This is a genomic window from Arthrobacter sp. SD76 (assembly GCF_049726125.1).
GTDB lineage: Bacteria > Actinomycetota > Actinomycetes > Actinomycetales > Micrococcaceae > Arthrobacter > Arthrobacter nitrophenolicus.
On sequence record NZ_JBNBLR010000002.1, the window covers coordinates 1 to 16,346 of the forward strand.

The 16,346-nt window shown below is 62.4% G+C and carries 18 protein-coding genes and 2 pseudogenes; 10 read left to right on the forward strand and 10 right to left on the reverse strand.

Annotated elements, in window-relative coordinates; genetic code table 11:
• Positions 1 to 804: 804 nt before the first annotated feature.
• The 3 genes from ACPEE0_RS21630 to ACPEE0_RS21640 all read right to left on the reverse strand — a co-directional run bounded on the left by ACPEE0_RS21630 (position 805) and on the right by ACPEE0_RS21640 (position 2,813).
• Complete coding sequence (locus tag ACPEE0_RS21630; protein ID WP_424575348.1) at positions 805 to 1,497, reverse strand: Gfo/Idh/MocA family protein; 693 nt, start codon at positions 1,495 to 1,497, stop codon at positions 805 to 807.
• On the reverse strand, positions 1,403 to 1,945 hold the full coding sequence (locus ACPEE0_RS21635; RefSeq protein ID WP_424575349.1) for a Gfo/Idh/MocA family protein: 543 nt from the start codon (positions 1,943 to 1,945) through the stop codon (positions 1,403 to 1,405). The genes ACPEE0_RS21630 and ACPEE0_RS21635 overlap by 95 nt, the downstream gene beginning before the upstream one ends.
• 64 nt (positions 1,946 to 2,009) lie before the next feature.
• Positions 2,010 to 2,813, reverse strand: a complete 804-nt coding sequence (locus ACPEE0_RS21640; protein ID WP_424575350.1) for an FAD-dependent oxidoreductase — start codon at positions 2,811 to 2,813, stop codon at positions 2,010 to 2,012.
• Between ACPEE0_RS21640 and ACPEE0_RS21645 the strand changes: the two are divergent.
• A pseudogene (locus ACPEE0_RS21645) lies at positions 2,812 to 2,958 on the forward strand (hypothetical protein); the annotation flags it as partial. The gene ACPEE0_RS21640 and the pseudogene ACPEE0_RS21645 overlap by 2 nt on opposite strands.
• A gap of 33 nt (positions 2,959 to 2,991) precedes the next feature.
• Here the strand turns inward: ACPEE0_RS21645 and ACPEE0_RS21650 are convergent.
• Complete coding sequence (locus ACPEE0_RS21650; protein WP_424575644.1) at positions 2,992 to 3,138, reverse strand: hypothetical protein; 147 nt, start codon at positions 3,136 to 3,138, stop codon at positions 2,992 to 2,994.
• Between ACPEE0_RS21650 and ACPEE0_RS21655 the strand changes: the two genes are divergently transcribed.
• The 8 genes and pseudogenes from ACPEE0_RS21655 to ACPEE0_RS21690 all read left to right on the forward strand — a co-directional run bounded on the left by ACPEE0_RS21655 (position 3,129) and on the right by ACPEE0_RS21690 (position 9,411).
• Entirely contained in the window at positions 3,129 to 3,491 is a 363-nt protein-coding gene (locus ACPEE0_RS21655; RefSeq protein WP_424575645.1) for a hypothetical protein, read from the forward strand. The two genes, ACPEE0_RS21650 and ACPEE0_RS21655, sit on opposite strands and share 10 nt — an antisense overlap.
• A complete protein-coding gene (locus ACPEE0_RS21660) occupies positions 3,416 to 3,580 on the forward strand; it encodes a GMC family oxidoreductase N-terminal domain-containing protein (protein WP_424575621.1) in 165 nt (54 codons plus the stop codon). The genes ACPEE0_RS21655 and ACPEE0_RS21660 overlap by 76 nt, the downstream gene beginning before the upstream one ends.
• A 23-nt stretch (positions 3,581 to 3,603) precedes the next feature.
• Positions 3,604 to 4,263 (forward strand): GMC oxidoreductase, encoded by a 660-nt coding sequence (locus ACPEE0_RS21665; RefSeq protein WP_424575351.1) that lies wholly within the window; start codon positions 3,604 to 3,606, stop codon positions 4,261 to 4,263.
• Between the two features lie 190 nt (positions 4,264 to 4,453).
• Positions 4,454 to 5,896, forward strand: coding sequence for an MFS transporter (locus tag ACPEE0_RS21670; RefSeq protein ID WP_424575352.1), 1,443 nt, complete (start codon positions 4,454 to 4,456; stop codon positions 5,894 to 5,896).
• Between the two features lie 110 nt (positions 5,897 to 6,006).
• Positions 6,007 to 6,489, forward strand: coding sequence for a hypothetical protein (locus tag ACPEE0_RS21675; protein WP_424575353.1), 483 nt, complete (start codon positions 6,007 to 6,009; stop codon positions 6,487 to 6,489).
• On the forward strand, positions 6,450 to 6,914 hold the full coding sequence (locus ACPEE0_RS21680) for a sugar phosphate isomerase/epimerase family protein (protein WP_424575354.1): 465 nt from the start codon (positions 6,450 to 6,452) through the stop codon (positions 6,912 to 6,914). Before ACPEE0_RS21675 ends, ACPEE0_RS21680 begins: the two co-directional genes overlap by 40 nt.
• Positions 6,915 to 7,486: 572 nt before the next feature.
• Positions 7,487 to 8,496 (forward strand): annotated as a pseudogene (locus tag ACPEE0_RS21685) (IS481 family transposase); the annotation flags it as partial.
• Positions 8,497 to 9,069: 573 nt separating this feature from the next.
• Entirely contained in the window at positions 9,070 to 9,411 is a 342-nt protein-coding gene (locus tag ACPEE0_RS21690; RefSeq protein WP_424575355.1) for a transposase, read from the forward strand.
• Positions 9,412 to 9,791: 380 nt separating this feature from the next.
• On the opposite strand, the gene ACPEE0_RS21695 is transcribed toward ACPEE0_RS21690, so the two are convergent.
• Positions 9,792 to 10,160: an antibiotic biosynthesis monooxygenase family protein gene (locus tag ACPEE0_RS21695; RefSeq protein ID WP_424575356.1), complete on the reverse strand. Its 369-nt coding sequence runs from the start codon at positions 10,158 to 10,160 to the stop codon at positions 9,792 to 9,794.
• Positions 10,161 to 10,677: 517 nt separating this feature from the next.
• Between ACPEE0_RS21695 and ACPEE0_RS21700 the strand changes: the two genes are divergently transcribed.
• Positions 10,678 to 11,619 carry a P-loop NTPase gene (locus ACPEE0_RS21700; protein WP_424575357.1) on the forward strand — a complete coding sequence of 314 codons (942 nt, stop codon included), beginning with the start codon at positions 10,678 to 10,680 and terminating at the stop codon, positions 11,617 to 11,619.
• Between the two features lie 101 nt (positions 11,620 to 11,720).
• Here ACPEE0_RS21700 and ACPEE0_RS21705 read toward each other — a convergent pair whose 3' ends face one another.
• The 5 genes from ACPEE0_RS21705 to ACPEE0_RS21725 form a co-directional block, all read right to left on the reverse strand.
• On the reverse strand, positions 11,721 to 12,137 hold the full coding sequence (locus ACPEE0_RS21705; RefSeq protein WP_424575358.1) for a VOC family protein: 417 nt from the start codon (positions 12,135 to 12,137) through the stop codon (positions 11,721 to 11,723).
• On the reverse strand, positions 12,134 to 12,625 hold the full coding sequence (locus ACPEE0_RS21710; RefSeq protein ID WP_424575359.1) for a hypothetical protein: 492 nt from the start codon (positions 12,623 to 12,625) through the stop codon (positions 12,134 to 12,136). Before ACPEE0_RS21710 ends, ACPEE0_RS21705 begins: the two co-directional genes overlap by 4 nt.
• Before the next feature lie 436 nt (positions 12,626 to 13,061).
• Positions 13,062 to 13,550: a MarR family winged helix-turn-helix transcriptional regulator gene (locus ACPEE0_RS21715; protein ID WP_424575360.1), complete on the reverse strand. Its 489-nt coding sequence runs from the start codon at positions 13,548 to 13,550 to the stop codon at positions 13,062 to 13,064.
• Positions 13,551 to 13,563: 13 nt separating this feature from the next.
• A complete protein-coding gene (locus ACPEE0_RS21720; protein ID WP_424575361.1) occupies positions 13,564 to 15,453 on the reverse strand; it encodes an FAD-dependent monooxygenase in 1,890 nt (629 codons plus the stop codon).
• Positions 15,454 to 15,682: 229 nt separating this feature from the next.
• The gene (locus tag ACPEE0_RS21725) at positions 15,683 to 16,342 is read right to left on the reverse strand and encodes an MBL fold metallo-hydrolase (protein WP_424575362.1); all 660 of its coding nucleotides are present in this window, start codon (positions 16,340 to 16,342) and stop codon (positions 15,683 to 15,685) included.
• Positions 16,343 to 16,346: the final 4 nt, after the last annotated feature.

Here is a 16,346-nt window from a genome sequence, read left to right on the forward strand (position 1 = left end):
GGCAGCGCCAGATTGTAGTTCTCGTGATACGCCACCACACGCTCGCCCGGATTGTCGGGTAGCCTCCTCCCTCCGCGTGGGGCAGGGAGGAGGCTTGCATCCTGTCGGGCGTTGTCGAACGAGAATCTGTCGACGTGTCCCACATGGCACGAGCGGTGAGCGGGAACTCCGGGACACAGGTGACGGCGAACGTTTCCCCGGGCCGCGCCGCGCTTAGCATCCAACCCGCCGATCTATGCGATCTTGAAGTCCGTCAGCCGGTGCCGCGCGTAGCGCCATGCAGTTCGGCAAGTAAGTCAGCATGCCTGCCTCAGCCTCAATCGCCCTGTCCTCCCTCGCATTCTGGTGAGTAGGGCAAGCAATGATCTGTTGCACCTATGCCGCAATACAAGGCCACCTGGGCAGAACGGCCGTGCGGGCGACAACGCAGCCATGGGGATTCTTCTCCCTGTAGCAGAAGAGCGTTTTCGGCCAGCGCTGGGGCTGCCTGGCAGGAGCTTCGACGGCAACGGTCAGCTGAATCAAGGGCGACCCGCTGGGCGTCCCAGCCGCCTGACGGCTGTCGAATTCGAGATTTTGATAAGCCAGGCCTTGACTCTAACGGCATAACGAACGGTCACCAGTTTGTGCAGGCGACGCCCGGTGGAGGAAAAGTGACGCTGACAGATTCAAGGAAGCGACCAGTAACAATGGTCTGAGTCCATGCGACGGGGCCGGTGTCCGTGTTGCCTGCGTATGGCCAGGGATGGCGAGCGGTCCTGCCGTGGGACATCCGTATCGGAATCCTGGTGCGCGTGCGGCTGTCTATGGGTTTGACATGCTCGCAACCTGTTGCCAGTTCCCTGAGCGAGCGGATGCGACGACTGCATCAACAATTATGGCCGAGCGCAGCCCGTCGGCAAAGGTCGGGAGCCCGGGTCTTTCATCGCCGCGCACTGCGGCGTAGGTGTCCTCAACGAATGCCTCAAAGCACTGTGCGTAGCCTTGAGCGTGCCCGGCGGGAAGGCGAGATAGCCGGCGCTGCTCGGGGGACCCTTGTGAAGGGTCGCGCTGAAGGACGATCGCTGCATTTTCCTCACCGAGCCAGAGGGTTTCGGGGTTCTCCTGATCGAAGACGGCGGAGCGGTGCGCTCCATCAAATTCGAACCACAGCCGATTCTTCCGGCCCGCAGACACTTGGGAGACAACCAGATTGCCGAGGACTCCGCTCTCCGTACGGAAGAGAACAGTGGCCGCATCTTCAGTCGTAACCGTCTGCATCGGACCTGCGCCGCTCGCGCCGCCAAAGCTGGAGCTGGCTGTTGTGGGCCGTTTGGGGACGGTGATGGTGGTGGCGGCAAACACTTCTGCGATCCGCTCGCCGGTGACGTACTCCATTAGGTCGCACCAATGGGAGCCGATGTCAGCGAAAGTTCGGGAGGGCCCCCCCTTTCGCGGCATCCACTCTCCAGCTCGTCGCCGACGGGTCCAGTAGCCAATCTTGGAGGTAAGAGCCATGCAGCAGCTGCCAGCGCCCGAACTCGCCAGCTTCGACGCGTGCGCGTACTTCGCGCACGAGCGGGTGAAAGCGGTAGACGAAAGGGACGGTTGCAATTTTCCCAGTGGAGGCCGCCTGGGTGACGAGACGAGCAGCATCTGCGGTCCCGACACTGAGTGGCTTTTCGCAGATCACGTGCGCGCCGGCCGCGAGTGCCGCCTCGACGTGGGCGCCATGCAGGGCGTTGGGACTGCAGACGTGGACGACGTCGGGAGCGGCTGCTATGAGCGCTTCGACGTCGTGCAGCGCTGCTGTGTTCCAAGATGCAGCCACCTGGTCGGAACGGTCTGGACTAGACGCCATCACCCCACTGAGCTCGCCGCCAGCAAGGAGAATCGCGCGACGGTGCACTTCACCAATCATGCCTGCGCCGATGATGACGACTCTCAACCGTTCTGGTGCATTCACTGGTGTGTCTCCTGACCTGATGAAGCGGCATGATTGGTACGGGAAAATTGCATCGAGTTGAACCTCACGACGATAGTCCGATGTAGGCATCGGATCGGATGTTGGCCACCGGAATTCCCTCGTGCACCAGCATCTCACGGGCGGCTTTCGCGAACGATCCGCTTCCGGAGACCACGTAGTGCGCGTCGGGCTGGTGGCGGGCGTGTTTTCTGAGGGCGAGCGTGTATTCGTCTCTGTCAATTGGGTAGATTGCCGTCGTAACCAGAGGCTCCAGCTCCTCTCGGAAGTACGGCTTGCCGACGTGTAGAAGGATCTGCTCTCGCCCAACGGTTGCGCGGATCAACGAGCGAGCGGTAGTGATGCCGATTCCCTGTGCGATGTAGACCACGGCCCGGCCGTCAGCCGTTGGACCGCCCTTCCCCAGCGGCGCGAGCACCCGGACGACGTCGCCCTTTCTCAGAGCCTTTAAAGCGCGCTTGATCGCATTGCCGTCATGGACCCGCGTTGCGAGCTGCACGTGAGCATCCTGAGGGGAGGAGGCGAAGGTAAACGGGCGGATGCTCCCGTTGACGATCCACACCCCGAACTGGCCGGCGCGGAACTGGAGCTTGGCGTCCTTCTCGAATGAGAACACCGTCGCACCCCCGGCCTCTACAGCGACGGAATCGAGCTTAAGTCGTGCTAATCGCATGCTGAGGTCCTCCATGGTCGTCGGGCGGCGAGGTGCTGCCGCATCGGAGTGTCCCAGCTTCGTTTCGAGCGGCATTTTTCCGATTGTCATTTGATTATATAGCATGCTATCTTGAATCAGGACCTGCCCTCCGTGCCAGATGAGGGCTAGGCCCTCTGTCTCGATGGAGAGGTACATGAGTAACGAAGGAATCCATGTCAGCGATCAGGCCGATAGCTCGGTGCTCTACGCCGACGTCGTGATCGTCGGAAGCGGTGCCGGCGGCGCCGCAATCGCAGGCGCTCTTCGTCGAAGCGGTGCGAGCGTCATCGTCGTCGAAGCAGGACCCGCCTACACCACAAAAGCGGGACGTCACCTACGCAACACCCGACGGGACCCGGAGTTCGACGCGCTTGCTGCAGAACTGCTCAAGCCCCACGGCGGCGCCCACGAGCCAGTCGCGGGTCTCACCGGCTTCAACGAAATTCCTGCCGTGGGCGGCAACATGACCGCGTGGGCACATGCCGTACCCGTCCCCACCTCACTGAGGAATGGGACGGCACCTATCCCGCCGACGAGTTCAGCGCCGACCTCGCCCGGGCGGAGGATCTGCTGTACGCGAACGACTCCCTGTGGGGGCAGGGCAGCTTGCGGCAGCAGTGGCTGGCTCAGGCCATTACCGACCGGCTCGGCGAAGCGCCCAAGCGCGTGCCTCTCGCGGGAAGATTGTCCGGGAGCGGTCGCATCGAGTTCTCTGGGCGGACGTCCTGCTGCAGGCCGACGCTAATGCGCCACTTCATATTCTCACTGGGCACACCGTCCGCCGAATCCTGCACAGCAGCGGCCGGGCAATCGGTGTCCAATGCTTCGATGTAGATGACGTCCCAGTCACTGTCCTGGCCGACACGGTCGTCATCGCCGCCGGCGCTTTGGGAACCCCCAGCTGCTGCACATCTCCGGCCTGAACCGTCCTGCCCTCGGCCGATACGTGACCGATCACCTAAACGTGATCAGCCGGGTATACCTCGACGACGCAGCTCCCGACCCAAACGAAGACGGAACCGCACCAACTTCCCTATTTCTCCCGGTCACCGAGGGGCGCCCGTTCCATACGGCACTGCTCGACATTCCGAGCGTGCACCACGCTGGTGTCCTCGCGGGAGCGCCCAGAGGCCGAACCACCGACATTGGTACCTTCATAGGAACAGAACCTGACGCCGACAACCATCTCGTGTTCCACACCGAGCACATCGATCCAAATGGTTTGCCTCACGTATCCGCCCAGATCCGTTTCACCGAAACAGATCACTCGCGTATTGCTACCGCTCTGGGATTCCAATACCAACTCGCACGCTCCATTGGCAGTCCCTGGCTGGGCATGAACCCGCTGTTCCGTCCCGCCGGCTCGAGTCTGCACGTCATGGGCACCCACCGTATGGGGTCCGATGAGGAGACTTCCGTCACTAATACCCACGGTCGCGTACATGGCACAGAGAACATCTATCTCGCAGGCAACGGCAGCATCCCGACCCGGAACTCCTGCAACCCCACCCTCACGACCGTGGCGCTTGCGCTTCGAACAGCTGATTTCATCGCACAGCAGACCACACGGTCCCTCCCGACCGCGGCCGTCGTTGCCGAACCTTAGCAATGTGCCGTTCACCCGCACTATCCAACACTCAAGCGATTGCCGTAATACGGTAACCGCTCTGCGCCCCTCTGCCTGATAGCTGCCCACTCTTGCACGTTCTGGTGATCAGCAGATCGCGCTACTGAAACCCGCTCCACACTCCAAACCACGCGTACAAATAAATTCACTGCCGCAAAGGAGCTGCACCATGGCTACAGCCCCGAACACCACAGCCGCCCAACCAGGCGGCGAGCAGGAAGTCACCACCAAAAGCCGACCTCGCCTGAGCTTCGGCTCGCGGTTCGGATACGGCCTCGGGGACCTTGCCTGCGTCCTGTTATTCTCAGGACTCTCGGGCTTTCTCGCATTGTTCTACACCGACGCGGTCGGCATCTCCGCCGGCGTCGTCGGTGTGATCATCCTCCTCGCCCGCGTCGTCGACGGGATCTTCGACGCCGTCATCGGTGCCGTTGCCGAGCGCACCCGGAGCAGGTTCGGCCGCTTCCGCCCCTGGATCTTGTTCGGCGCCGTGCCCCTGGCTGTATTTGCCGTCCTCACGTTCACCGCGCCCTTCCCAGGGACCTCTCCCGAAGCAGTGATCTGGGCTATCATCACTTACGGCATCCTCGGACTGCTCGATTCCTGCGTGAACGTTCCTTACGCCGCCCTTTCAGGTGTCATGGCCGAGACACCGGCCGACCGGCTTTCGATGAACTCGATGCGGTTTGCTCTCTCCTCAATTGGTCTCGTGCTCACCGGAGCGATCACCCTCCCGCTAATCTCCGTCTTCGGCCCCCCCTCCGGCGAAAATGCCTCCCCAGTGGGCTACACCATAACCGCTGGTATCTTCGCCATCATCGGCGTCATCCTATGCATCGTCACTTTCCTCACCTCGCGAGAGACTGTGATGCCGGTCCGGACCGAACTCCCAAGAGTAAAGGAGACCCTACGCGCCGTCTTTCAGAACGGCCCGCTATTCGTTATCGGCCTCCTTACGATCCTCGCCGGCGTTGCGTTTTATAGCCGCCTCGGAGTGGTCGTTTACTACTACATCTACAATGCGAACGCGGCCGCACTGGCGGCCGTGCTAATCCCGCTGAGCCCGGTCGCTGCCCTCGTCGGATCCCTGCTGTTCTCGCGCTTCGCGACCCGCATCGGAAAACGGAACCTGTTTATTATCGGATCCGCCCTTCAGGCGATTGCGCTCGTAGCCCTGTATTTCACCGACGCCACCAACATTGCCTGGGTTGCCGTGTTTACTGTCATCCATGGCCTCGCCGGATTCAATATCCCCCTGACCTACTCCATGGTCGCGGATGCTGCGGACTACGGCGAGCACAAGAGCGGTACGCGAAGTGACGGCGTATCCTTCGCCGTTGTCAGCGTTGCCCAGAAGCTTGCCTTCGCCGTCGCGGGCGTTTCTGTGGCGCTACTCGGGGTTTTCGGCTATCAAGCCAACGTCGCCCAGACCCCCGAGACGCTCCAGGGCATTAACTTCGTCGTCAACCTATTCCCGGCCATCGTCGCAGTGGTCTCGATCATGGCCGCACTCCTGTATCGCCTTACTGACGCCAAGGCGGCCTCGATCCGGACCGAACTCAACGTCCAGACTGCCGCTACCCGTGTCGTCCCGGACAAATCCTCCAACTGACAACTCAGCCTGGCAGACGATACCGCCCGCTACCGTCTGAGGACCGCTCAGTCGTAACGCCTAGCTAACAGACCTACGGTCAGTGCCGTCCCATTGAAAGAAAAATCCTTATGAAGAACGACGTCCGCATCGCCACTTTCAGCATCCGCCATGAACTCGGTCCGGTTTATCTCGGATACCGTGCTCCCGAGGGAGAGTACGTGACCCGTCGCGTAGTCGACGCACCCGTGAAACTCGAGTTCGCGGCAATCCCCGAGCGAATCAAGAGCGGTTTTGGAGTGACATCGCTCGAACTGATGGATGCGAACCTCATCGGCACAACGGCGGAGGACTGCTCCGCGTTCCGCAACGCTCTGGCCGAACACGGAGTATCCCTCGGTCTTGTTGGCGCGAGCCGCGCTGCGGGGGACGCCGATCGCCAACACCGCGAGGAAGACCTCGCCGCCATCGAATTGCTAATAGACACCGCAGCAGAGCTTGGAACGGAGCAGGTCCGCGTCATCCTTCTCCCCCGCCCATCGTGCCTCTCCCCGCCCCGGCCTCCTTCGAGGACATGGTCGCTGCACTGCGCAGGCTCGCCGCTTACGCCGTAGCCAGAGGAGTGAGGTTGATGCTCGAGAACGACGACGTTATTACCGCTGACCCGGCGAAACTCATCCCGATCCTTGACGCTCTCGGCCCGGAAGTTGGACTAGTCCTGGACACGGGAAACATCGAGCCAGTGATGAGTGAGGTCTCTCGCAGCTTTATCGCAGGAGAAGAGCCGAACGACGTCGCCGATCCCGAGCCGACCTATTCCGTCATCGAGATGCTCCTGCCGCGGGCGGAGGTCGTTCACGTCAAGACCTACGGCTTTAAGGAGGACGGTTCTTCCACGGTCTACGACTTGAAGCGGGTTCTGCAGATCCTTGTTGACGGAAATTTCACCGGCCCCGTGACCATCGAGTACGCCGGCCATGACGCCGCCGCCGCAGATCGAGTCATTCAGCGAACCATCGACCTTATCCGAGCCGCATAGATTGTGGCGGCCGCAACAGAGAAGAACACTCACATGGGGACGCGGAAGGAGCATCGCCAAACAACGCGAGGGAATCCAACAATGATCGAATTCGTGCGATTAGGAGAACGAGCCCTACCCGGAGCAGCTGCACTGCGGTCCCAACGATTCCGCAACGCTAGCGAACGTCTTCCTCGGACTGGAGCATAAAGAGACCAGATTTCTGGACGTGCGGAAGTGGGCAACGAGGGACATGCAAGCTGTGGATCACCTCGTATGTACGCTCGCCTCTGCGGTGCAGTCCGTGGACGTTGTCTTATTGGGCGAAAAACCCTTGGGGCTCGCAGGAAGACCCGTCAGCGGTGGCATAGCGTTCGTCAGGGTGGACTTCGCCGAATGCGCTGCGGGTGTGGTCCTCAACGGCGACGTACTCGTACTCATGCCGTACCCCCGAACCTGTTCCGAGCGGCCGTGAGCGTGCTAGCTGTATTGTCCGGGTTGGTTGATGCCACGGGGATTGATTTGACGCTGTAAGAGGACCTCCGGGTGTTGTGTGGTGCTTGTCGAGAGCGAACACAAACCAGGAGATCCTCGTGTCCCACCGTAACGCGTTTCTAGCTCACGCGGGGCGTTTGCAACTGACCCGCTGCATCGTGGTTGATGGATGGCCAGTGCGCCGCGCCACGGAAAAGATTCCATGTCTCGGTACCCACGGCCGTGGCTGGCCAGCCGCTACCAGGAGCTGGGCGAAGACGGGCTGGAGGACCGAACGAGCCGGCCACACCGGCCGCTGACCCGCCCACACCGGACGGTGATCCGCACCGAGCGGCGTGTGCTGGGACTGCGCATTAGCAAGCGCTGGGGACCGGCAAGAATCGCCTATTACCTGCAACTGAATATTTCCACGGTCCACCGCATCCTGACCCGCTATCACTGCCCGCCGCTGCACTTCACCGACCCCGCAACAGGGGTCAGAGTCCGTGGCCGGGACCTCTCCCGCCGCTACGAATATGCCAGGCCGGGCGACATGATCACGTGGACATCAAGAAACTCGGCCGGATCCCCAACGGAGGCGGCCACCGGGTCCGCGGCCGGGCACACGGCGAAGCCAACTCCCGTGCACGAAACCTCGCCGAAGGCCAGCCCAAGGACCGGGGCCAAATCCGGGACTACACCTTCCTGCACTACGCAGTGGATGATCATTCCCGGTTCGTCTACTCCAAAATCCTGCCCAACGAAACCATGGAAACCGCCTCCGCGTTCATGCGCAACGCCATCGCCGCGTTTCGCCGCCCAAGGCGTCAAAATCCAAAGGGTACTCACTGACAACGGCTCCTGTTACCGCTCCCGCGCCTTCGCCGCTGTCCTGGCCGACGCAGGGATCAAGCACAAGCGCACCAGGCCTTACAGGCCCCAAACCAACGGCAAAGTCGAGCGCTTCAACCGCATCCTCCAAGAAGAATGGGCATATGCCAAAGCCTACGGCTCAGAAGCCGACCGTCAGGCCTGTTACCAGGACTTCACCGACTACTACAATCACTGTGAGCCCCACACCGCACTCAAAGGCGCCTCACCCGCCAGCCGCGTCACCAACAAAACCGGGTTAGTACAGCTAGCCTCCGTCATCAGGATCCGGCCAAGTTTCTTCACATGCCCAGGTCTACCACTCGATCTACCACTCGCTTGGGCGGGCTCGTTCGTAGCGGGCCGAGTCGCCTTCGAAGCGCGACTGAGTTGCAGTTCGTTCTGAGGTCTCTGACGAAGTGGCCCTGATTGGGCCGTTGTTCCTGGGAAGGCAACGGCGCCCGGTCGCGGGCCGCTGTCTCGTCGTGGGAGGAAACCGGACGGGAGTTCCGTACCGGGGCGCCATGGCGGGACCTTCCCGAGCAATTCGGGAACTTGGAATACAGTCTTCAAGAACTTCAACCGCTGAGCCAGAGACGAACGTGGACCAGGGTGCTCGAACACGTTCAGGCCCGGGCAGAGGTCCTCTGCGAAATCGACGGATCACGTCCATCGACTCCACGAATCGTGCGCGTTCACCACACTTCCCCGCCACACAGGGGCAGCCCCCGAATTACATGAACCTCGAACTTGAAGCGCCAGACCACGCGATCGGACGCTCCAGTGACGCGCTGACATCCAAGCTTCACATGGCCGCGGATGGCAAGGGCTCATGCTCTCAGCCGTGCTGACCGCTGGCAACATCATTGATACGACCATGATGACCGCCATGCTGGAACAGACCCGGATTTCACGCCTAGGGCGGAGAGGACCGCGCAGTTGCCCGGACCGGGTCCTGGCGGACAGGTGCTACACCTCCTCAGCCAACCGCACACGACTGGCCGACCGAGGCATCAAGGCCACCGTCCCGGAGAAATCTGACCAAGCGGCCAACGGAAAGAGGAAGGGCTTCTCCGGAGGACGGCCACCAGCATTCAACTTCAAGGCCCGCAGAGGGACGCAACGTCATCGAACGTTGATTCAACCGACCCAAACTGCCGCGTCCTCGCCATGAGGTCCGATAGGACCGCCCGCAACTTCCTGGCCGCCCTTCAGCTCGCAGCATCGCTCGATTGGCTAAGAGCCAGCTTAGCAAGACACCCTAGGCCTGGACCTTGGGAATCGTCGATAGGACCCGCAAGAGGAAGTAAGGAACTCTGCCTCCAAGACCACAGGATGATCGTGCACCCAATAGGCACGACGCTGCCTGCTCAGCCATCTCTTCTTCTTCGCGGCTGGCGCCCTGAGCAAGATCAGTGATGCGAATAGTCCAGCATTGTTACCGAACGACGGCTCTTGCTACTGCCCGTCGGTCGAAGTCGAGACTTGACGTGCGGTGGCACGGGGATGGCCGTCACCAAGACAAGCCTGAGGTGAGCGACTGGCCGGCGGACATCACGCGTCGCAGACACCTGGGACGGCCACGCGTTCGAGCAGTTGCGGTGTTGTCTGCACCGATGCGGGGTACCGTTCCATTCCTTCACGGAATGTGGGCGTCGAAACAGCTGCTGCAAGAGCTGCGGCAGACTCCCATTCAGCGTAATTCACAAACACCGTGCTGCCCTCAAGGCCTCGATGCAGCTGTGTACGTATGAAGCCTGGTTGATGCGACATAAACGCGGCATCTTTCTCCCAGGCGGCGAGGAAGCCTTCCACGTCATTCGGCTCAACAAAGAATTGATTCAGCAGGACTACGGGCTCTGGGCGCTCGGATGCAAGCTGCTGACGGTATGCAACGTTTGGATCGGCTTCCATGAACTTCATGATTCTCCCGGTTGGGTCGACAAATGCATCTAAGAACGACTGCTCCGCTGCAGCCGAATGAGTATTCCCATAGTATGCTATTTATTTAGGAAGTGCATGTTTACGGGAGCATAGGTGGGCGCCTTATGTGGAGCGCGCCGGGGAGGTGCGAGGCGAGATAGGCAATTTACCTTCGGGCATATCGGAGGGTTTGCGCAGCTCGCGCAGCCGCAAGGCTGGCCAGCGCGCAGAGGGCGGCGGTGAAGTAGTCATCAGTCGTTAGTGCTGCATGAGTAAACTTGAGCATGTACTCGCTTTCCCCAGCGCGACCACTCAAGTGGCGTCATTTGCGCCTGCGTCGCGAATATCACCACCCTCGGCATTGCAACCGGAAGTGTTTTGGTTAATCCGCGGAGCACATCGATGGTTGAGCTAGACTCTCTCGACCACCCTTGCTGTGGCCCTGGCCCAGTGCGCCGGAGCCCATCGCTTGCGAGTACCTCGGGGACGAATTCCACGAATGGAAAGGCATGATCCGATGAGCGACAACGAAACCGCGCGCGGCAGGTCACGCGCCGTCAACGTCGGTGCGCCACGCTACCGTCCGCGAGATTCGCGCCCCGCTCCAGCGAGAAGCTTCAATCCGCGCACGCGTGTAATTGCGATCACCAGCGGTAAAGGCGGAGTAGGCAAGTCCACTATCGCCGCCAATCTCGCCGTTATGCTGGCCGCCCGCGGCCACCGAGTTGGATTGCTCGACGCCGATGTGCACGGTTTCTCGATCCCCCGGCTCATGGGTCTAGTGGCACTAGGCGATGTCATCGAGGCGCCGACATTGCAGGGGGACGCGCTCGTGCCACCCGAGGCTCACGGCGTGAGAGTCGTATCAATCGGCATGTTCTCCCCCGCCGGGGAGCGGGAGGCGATCGCCTGGCGCGGACCTATGCTGCACCGGGCACTGAATCAGCTGCTCGTCGACGTCGACTTCGGCGAGCTGGACTTCCTCGTCGTAGACATGCCTCCGGGAACGGGTGACATGGCGATATCTGCGGGCAAACTCCTACCGCAGGCCGAGGTCGTCGTCGTCACCACCCCACATCCGGCCGCGGCACGTGTCGCGTGGCGAAGTGGGCTCATCGCCCAGCGCTTGGGACACGAGTTGATCGGGGTGGTCGCCAACATGACGCACTTAAGACTCCCCGGGGCGCAGGTTCTCCCCGTTTTCGGCACAGGAGGTGCCGAAACAGTTGCCGACCAGCTCACGCAGCAAGGAGGCACTCGCGTCGAGCTTCTGGCAACCGTCCCGCTGGACCCCACTCTTGCAGAGGCAGGCCTTCTACCGTCAGACGAGCGAGAGTTTCCGCGCACCGAGACCGCGATCGCGATCGCGTCCCTCGCGTCCGCCATCGAGGGGTCACCACGCGGCAGAGGTGCGGATGTCACAGCGAGTCCGCAGCCGACGGATCCGTCGGACCAATAGAACCGTGTCCGGTCAGTGTCGGCCTTCCATCGCCTTGCGGTCGAGTTCCTCCTGGTTTTCGACGTACGGGGTGCCGTGGGTGTGGAAAGTCGGCACAGTCTTCATTCCCCAGGCCTGACCCTTGGCCCGCTCGGCCTGTGACCACTCCACGACGGGCCAGTCCGGGTCGACAATAAGTCGCGCCTGTGCGTTGGCAAACTCGATGCGGTTCCTCCCGGTTCCCAGACATACAGAAAGAACGTCTGGTTGATTGCATGCTTATAAGGCCCATACTCGATGAAGACATCATTCTCGAGGCAGATGTCGGCCGCCCTCAAGATGTCCTCGCGTGAGTCGGGTGCGAAGGCGAAGTGATGGAACCGGCCGCGCTCACGCGTCCAGTCGTCGGAGTAGACGACGTCGTATGACTTCTGATGAAAGCGGAACCATCGAGCACCATACCGCCCGTCGTCAAGCCGGACTCGCTCCGACTCGCGCGCCATCATAACGTCACGCCAGAACTCGCCCGCCGCATTCACATCGCTGGCAAGGTAATTAATGTGGTCGAGTCGCCGCGCGTTGATGCCGTGCCCCGGGTAGGCAGAGGCCTGGTTTTCAGAGCCGGGCGGTCTTTGTCATCAGGCACGTAGTGCTCGGTATCGTAATACAGCGCCATGAGATGACCGTCCGGGTCTTCGAACTCGAACGATCGGCCGACACCCACTTCGGGCTCGCGCCAGCCGTGGCCTAGCCCCGCTTTATCAATCGCAGTGACTCGACGCTGCAGCGCATCCTCGCTGGTCGTGCGGTACAGCGTGCGTCCAACGCCGTTCGTGTCGCTCGCGGTTAGCTTCAACGAGTACAGCTGATACTCATCCCACGTACGGAGGTACGCCGAGTTGCCGATTCGCTCCACCTCACGCATCGCACAGATGTCACGAAAGAAGTGGAGGCTCTCTTCGAATTTGGGGGTGTATAGCTCGATCGCACCCAAATGGGCGAGGTCAAAATTCTCCGGTACCGCCATCAGCTGTCCTTTCTCTTATCGCTCAGCGAGCGAATGATCTCGAAGTGGTGAGCGCGCACGATGTCCGCGACCGCGTCCGACGCGAGGGAGGCAAGGACGCCGAGTGCGTCATCGCCTTCCGTGGATGCGGCGCCAGGCGCTCCGGTAAAGGTCACTTTCGATGGCGCATTCGGCAGGGAGCGTCCCGAGGATGCGTGAGCACTTAGGTAGTGGCCGCCCGTCGTGTGGAAGGCGGCGGTGCAGGACGTGCCGGCTTGCACCATTGCGCAGTTGATTGGCCTCAATCGTCTCGAGGATGTTGTCGTCCGAGATGTGCAGCGCGGCGGGGTCTGGTGGTGCGTCAGCCGTGCGGTTCGAGAACTCGATCTGCAAGTCGCGCCACACGCGCCGAGGGCAGGGGGCGCGGTCGTGTAGCGGCCGTGGATGTCTATGATCATCAGGCGTGCTTCTGGCGTGGTGGGGCTGTCGTGTGGTTGAGCATGTGCTGCAGGCTCCGCAGCAGGGCCGTCACGTCATCGGGGTCTAGGCTGGCGGTGAGTTCGTGCTGCACCTGCACGACGAGCGGCGCCAGCCGAAGGCGTTCGGCCTGGCCCCGGTCGGTGAGCGTCACGACGTTGCGACGAGCGTCCCCGTTGGAGCGCGCCCGGGAGATTAGCGCCGACTTCTCCATCCGGCTGACGAGCGCAGTCATCGTCGAGCGATCGAGGTCGACCTCGTCACACAACTCGCGCTGGCTGCAATCACCGAGACGGTCAAGCGCCGCGAGGATGCTGTACTGCGCGCTGGTGATCTCAGTTGAAACGATGCGTGCCCATGTCGCGAGGTGCAGCTGCTGCGCCCGACGGATGAGGCTTCCTACGTGCGGTTCCGCGATGTCGGCCTCGACTTGTGAGGCTGTTTTCGGCGTGAATTCGGCTTGCACCATGTGGTCGGACCAGTCAGGCCGGCAGCAGGAAGCCGCAGAAGAATTCGGTCACCTCGCCGCGGGCGGACAGCGGCAGCACGTGGGCTATGTACTGATCGGGTCTTACCACAACGAGCGCCCCCTCGTCTGCGATGCCGCGAGCTGTGAAGATATCATCCTCGCCCGAGGCCCAGACCTTCTCCCAGTCCTGCAGGCCGAGCGAGCCTGAGGTGGGAAGCAGGATCGAGGGCAGTGTCGTGGTGTCGATGCCGTGGTGCGAACCGTGGAAGATCGCGTGTACGTCGATCACGCTATCGATGTCGCCGCCGGCCGGTGTGAAGGTGCGGACGGGCGAGTCAGCGCCATCCGTCAGCCAGCTCGCGAACTCGATCAGGGCGGTGCCCTCTGCATCGCCGAAGGCGTAAATGCGCCAACGGCCGTCCGCGCGGTGGGCGTGGCCGAGCTCGTCTCGGCGGGCGTCCGCCACGCGCCGCACAGGCGCGGAGTGGAAGCGCGTGCCAATCTCGAACCCGGTTGCGAGGTGCTGGTGCTCGCCGGTGCCGGTGAGCGTCGATGGTGTGTACGTCGTCGCCAGCCCCGCAGTGTAGCGCCCCTGACGCGAGAACTCGTTGCGCATGTCATCGGCGGAGACGCCGCCTCGCTCCGGGTGGGCGGGGTCGAGCGCGGGCTTGGCGATGAAGGCCGACCAGAACTTGTCGAAGGCAATGAGGTCCTGCGCGACCGTCTGGCGCTCCTCCGAATATGAGCGCAGCAAAGCAGCGTCCGAGCGGCCTCGCAACACCGCGGCGAGCTTCCACCCAAGGTTGAACGCGTCTTGCATCGATACGTTCATGCCCTGGCCCGCCTTCGCGCTATGCGTGTGACAGGCGTCGCCGGCGAGGAAGATCCGTGGCGTCACGCCGGACGGCGCATGGTCAGGCAGGTCGTCGAAGCGATCGGTCAGGCGCTGACCCACCTCGTACACGCTTGACCAGGCAACTGAGCGCACGTCAATTGTGTAAGGATGCAGGATCGCGTTGGCGACCGCGGCGAGTTGCTCGGCCGAGGTCTGTCGGATGGCTCCGTCGCCTGCGGTCACTTCGCCCAGGTCGACGTAGCACCGCACCAAGTTGCCGCCCTCGCGCGGGATCATCAGTAGGCTGCCCTTGCCGGCCGATTGCACGATGTTCTTGGTGCGCCAGTCTGGGAAATCGGTGGTGGCCAGTACGTCCATAACCCCCCACGCGTGATTCGCCGCGTCGCCCTTTAGTTCGCGACCAATCGCGCGGCGCACGTTGCTGCGGGCGCCGTCGCAGCCGACGACGTACTTCGCACGCACGGTGAGCTCTTGGCCCTCGTACTCACCTGCGGTCCGCCGGAGGCTCACCACGACCGGGTGCTCACCCTCGTCGAGCTCATAGCCCACGAACTCAAGGCCGTACTGGGGCTCGAGGCGCGAGGCCGAGCGCGCGGCATGCTGCAGCAGGAACTGCTGCATTCGCGCCTGGTTTACTATCACGTGCGGGAACTCGCTGAGCCCCTCTGGGGTGTCTTCAACCCACCCAGTGCGCTGGATCTTCGTCCGGTCTTCAACCGAGGGCCCCCAAAAACGCACTTCGTTGACCCAGTACGCCTCGCGCAAGAGAGCGTCGGCCAGGCCGAATGCCTCGAACATTTCCACGGTGCGGCAGGCGACGCCGTCGGCATGGCCTGCTTGCAGCGGCTCAGCGCGTCGCTCGATAAGGAGCGTGCGTACGTCTGGGAAGGCTGCAAGCTGAGCGGCGAGGACGGTGCCCGCCGGCCCCGTGCCCACGATGAGCACGTCGACCTCTGCAGGAAGATCCTCGCCATACTCGAGCGCATGCGGTGCGGCAGGCTTTATATCGGGGTCTCCGGGGCGGTACCCGTCGCGGTAGAACTGCACCTAATCTCCCTTGATTCAAATTAGTTGGTACCCCAACTATATCCCGGTGGGCAGGTCTTGTATACCTGGGATTCCGACCAAGCGCTGCAGCGGGGCGGCGTCGTGTCGTGCAAGCCTGGGAACGCCGAAGGACGCCCGTGCGATGACGGACGTCCTTCGTTAAGGTTTTCAGCCGCGGCGGCGTGCGCGGCGGGTGGTGGTGTGTAGTCGATGTGATCCTGTGCGCACTTTAGAGCGAGATGCGCTCCCCCACGAGGGGACGCAGCACCCGCGTCTCCTCGGGCGCGAACTTCTCGATGAGGGTGCGGTGCATTTCGCGGTGTGCGATGGCCAGGCCTCCGTCGTGGACGGGCAGGACCACCTTCGGGGCGATCTCTCGCATGTAGTCGATGGTTTCCGACAGCTTCATCCATGGCGCCCCAGTCGGCAGCAGCAACACGTCGACCGCGAAGTCGGGCACGGCGAAAGCGTCGCCGGGGGCGAACACGCGCTCGGCGATGCGGTAGGCGAAATCGCGCGGCAGCGGCACACCGGGGTAGATGGTCTCGTGAGTAAACTCCGACACCTCCACCGGCACTCCTGCGATTTTGTGCGGACCGGTCTCGATGACCTCGGCACCTGTCAGCTTGGCCGATTCGAGAATCTGGGCGCTGGCGGCATCCCCGTACACCGGGAAGTCGCCGGCGGCGCGTAGCGCCTCGATCTGGGGCGGGTCTATGTGGTCGGGGTGTGCGTGCGTGATGAGCACGGCGTCGAGGTCGGCGATGGGCTCCAGGCGCGGGGTCAGCGAGCCCGGATCGAGGAGCAGGCGAGACGGTCCCGACGAGCCCGACAGCTCGAGCAGGACACAGGAGTGTCCTAGGGGGGTGAGAACGATTTCGGAGCTCATGGAT

Excerpts from the sequence above, each read along its gene's own strand:
- ACPEE0_RS21630 (WP_424575348.1), bottom strand. The coding sequence starts at position 1,497 with ATGGCTCTTACCTCCAAGATTGGCTACTGGACCCGTCGGCGACGAGCT.
- ACPEE0_RS21640 (WP_424575350.1), bottom strand. The coding sequence starts at position 2,813 with ATGTACCTCTCCATCGAGACAGAGGGCCTAGCCCTCATCTGGCACGGA.
- ACPEE0_RS21650 (WP_424575644.1), bottom strand. The coding sequence starts at position 3,138 with ATGTGCCCACGCGGTCATGTTGCCGCCCACGGCAGGAATTTCGTTGAA.
- ACPEE0_RS21670 (WP_424575352.1), top strand. The coding sequence starts at position 4,454 with ATGGCTACAGCCCCGAACACCACAGCCGCCCAACCAGGCGGCGAGCAG.
- ACPEE0_RS21675 (WP_424575353.1), top strand. The coding sequence starts at position 6,007 with ATGAAGAACGACGTCCGCATCGCCACTTTCAGCATCCGCCATGAACTC.
- ACPEE0_RS21680 (WP_424575354.1), top strand. The coding sequence starts at position 6,450 with ATGGTCGCTGCACTGCGCAGGCTCGCCGCTTACGCCGTAGCCAGAGGA.
- ACPEE0_RS21690 (WP_424575355.1), top strand. The coding sequence starts at position 9,070 with ATGCTCTCAGCCGTGCTGACCGCTGGCAACATCATTGATACGACCATG.
- ACPEE0_RS21695 (WP_424575356.1), bottom strand. The coding sequence starts at position 10,160 with ATGAAGTTCATGGAAGCCGATCCAAACGTTGCATACCGTCAGCAGCTT.
- ACPEE0_RS21700 (WP_424575357.1), top strand. The coding sequence starts at position 10,678 with ATGAGCGACAACGAAACCGCGCGCGGCAGGTCACGCGCCGTCAACGTC.
- ACPEE0_RS21710 (WP_424575359.1), bottom strand. The coding sequence starts at position 12,625 with ATGGCGGTACCGGAGAATTTTGACCTCGCCCATTTGGGTGCGATCGAG.
- ACPEE0_RS21715 (WP_424575360.1), bottom strand. The coding sequence starts at position 13,550 with ATGGTGCAAGCCGAATTCACGCCGAAAACAGCCTCACAAGTCGAGGCC.
- ACPEE0_RS21725 (WP_424575362.1), bottom strand. The coding sequence starts at position 16,342 with ATGAGCTCCGAAATCGTTCTCACCCCCCTAGGACACTCCTGTGTCCTG.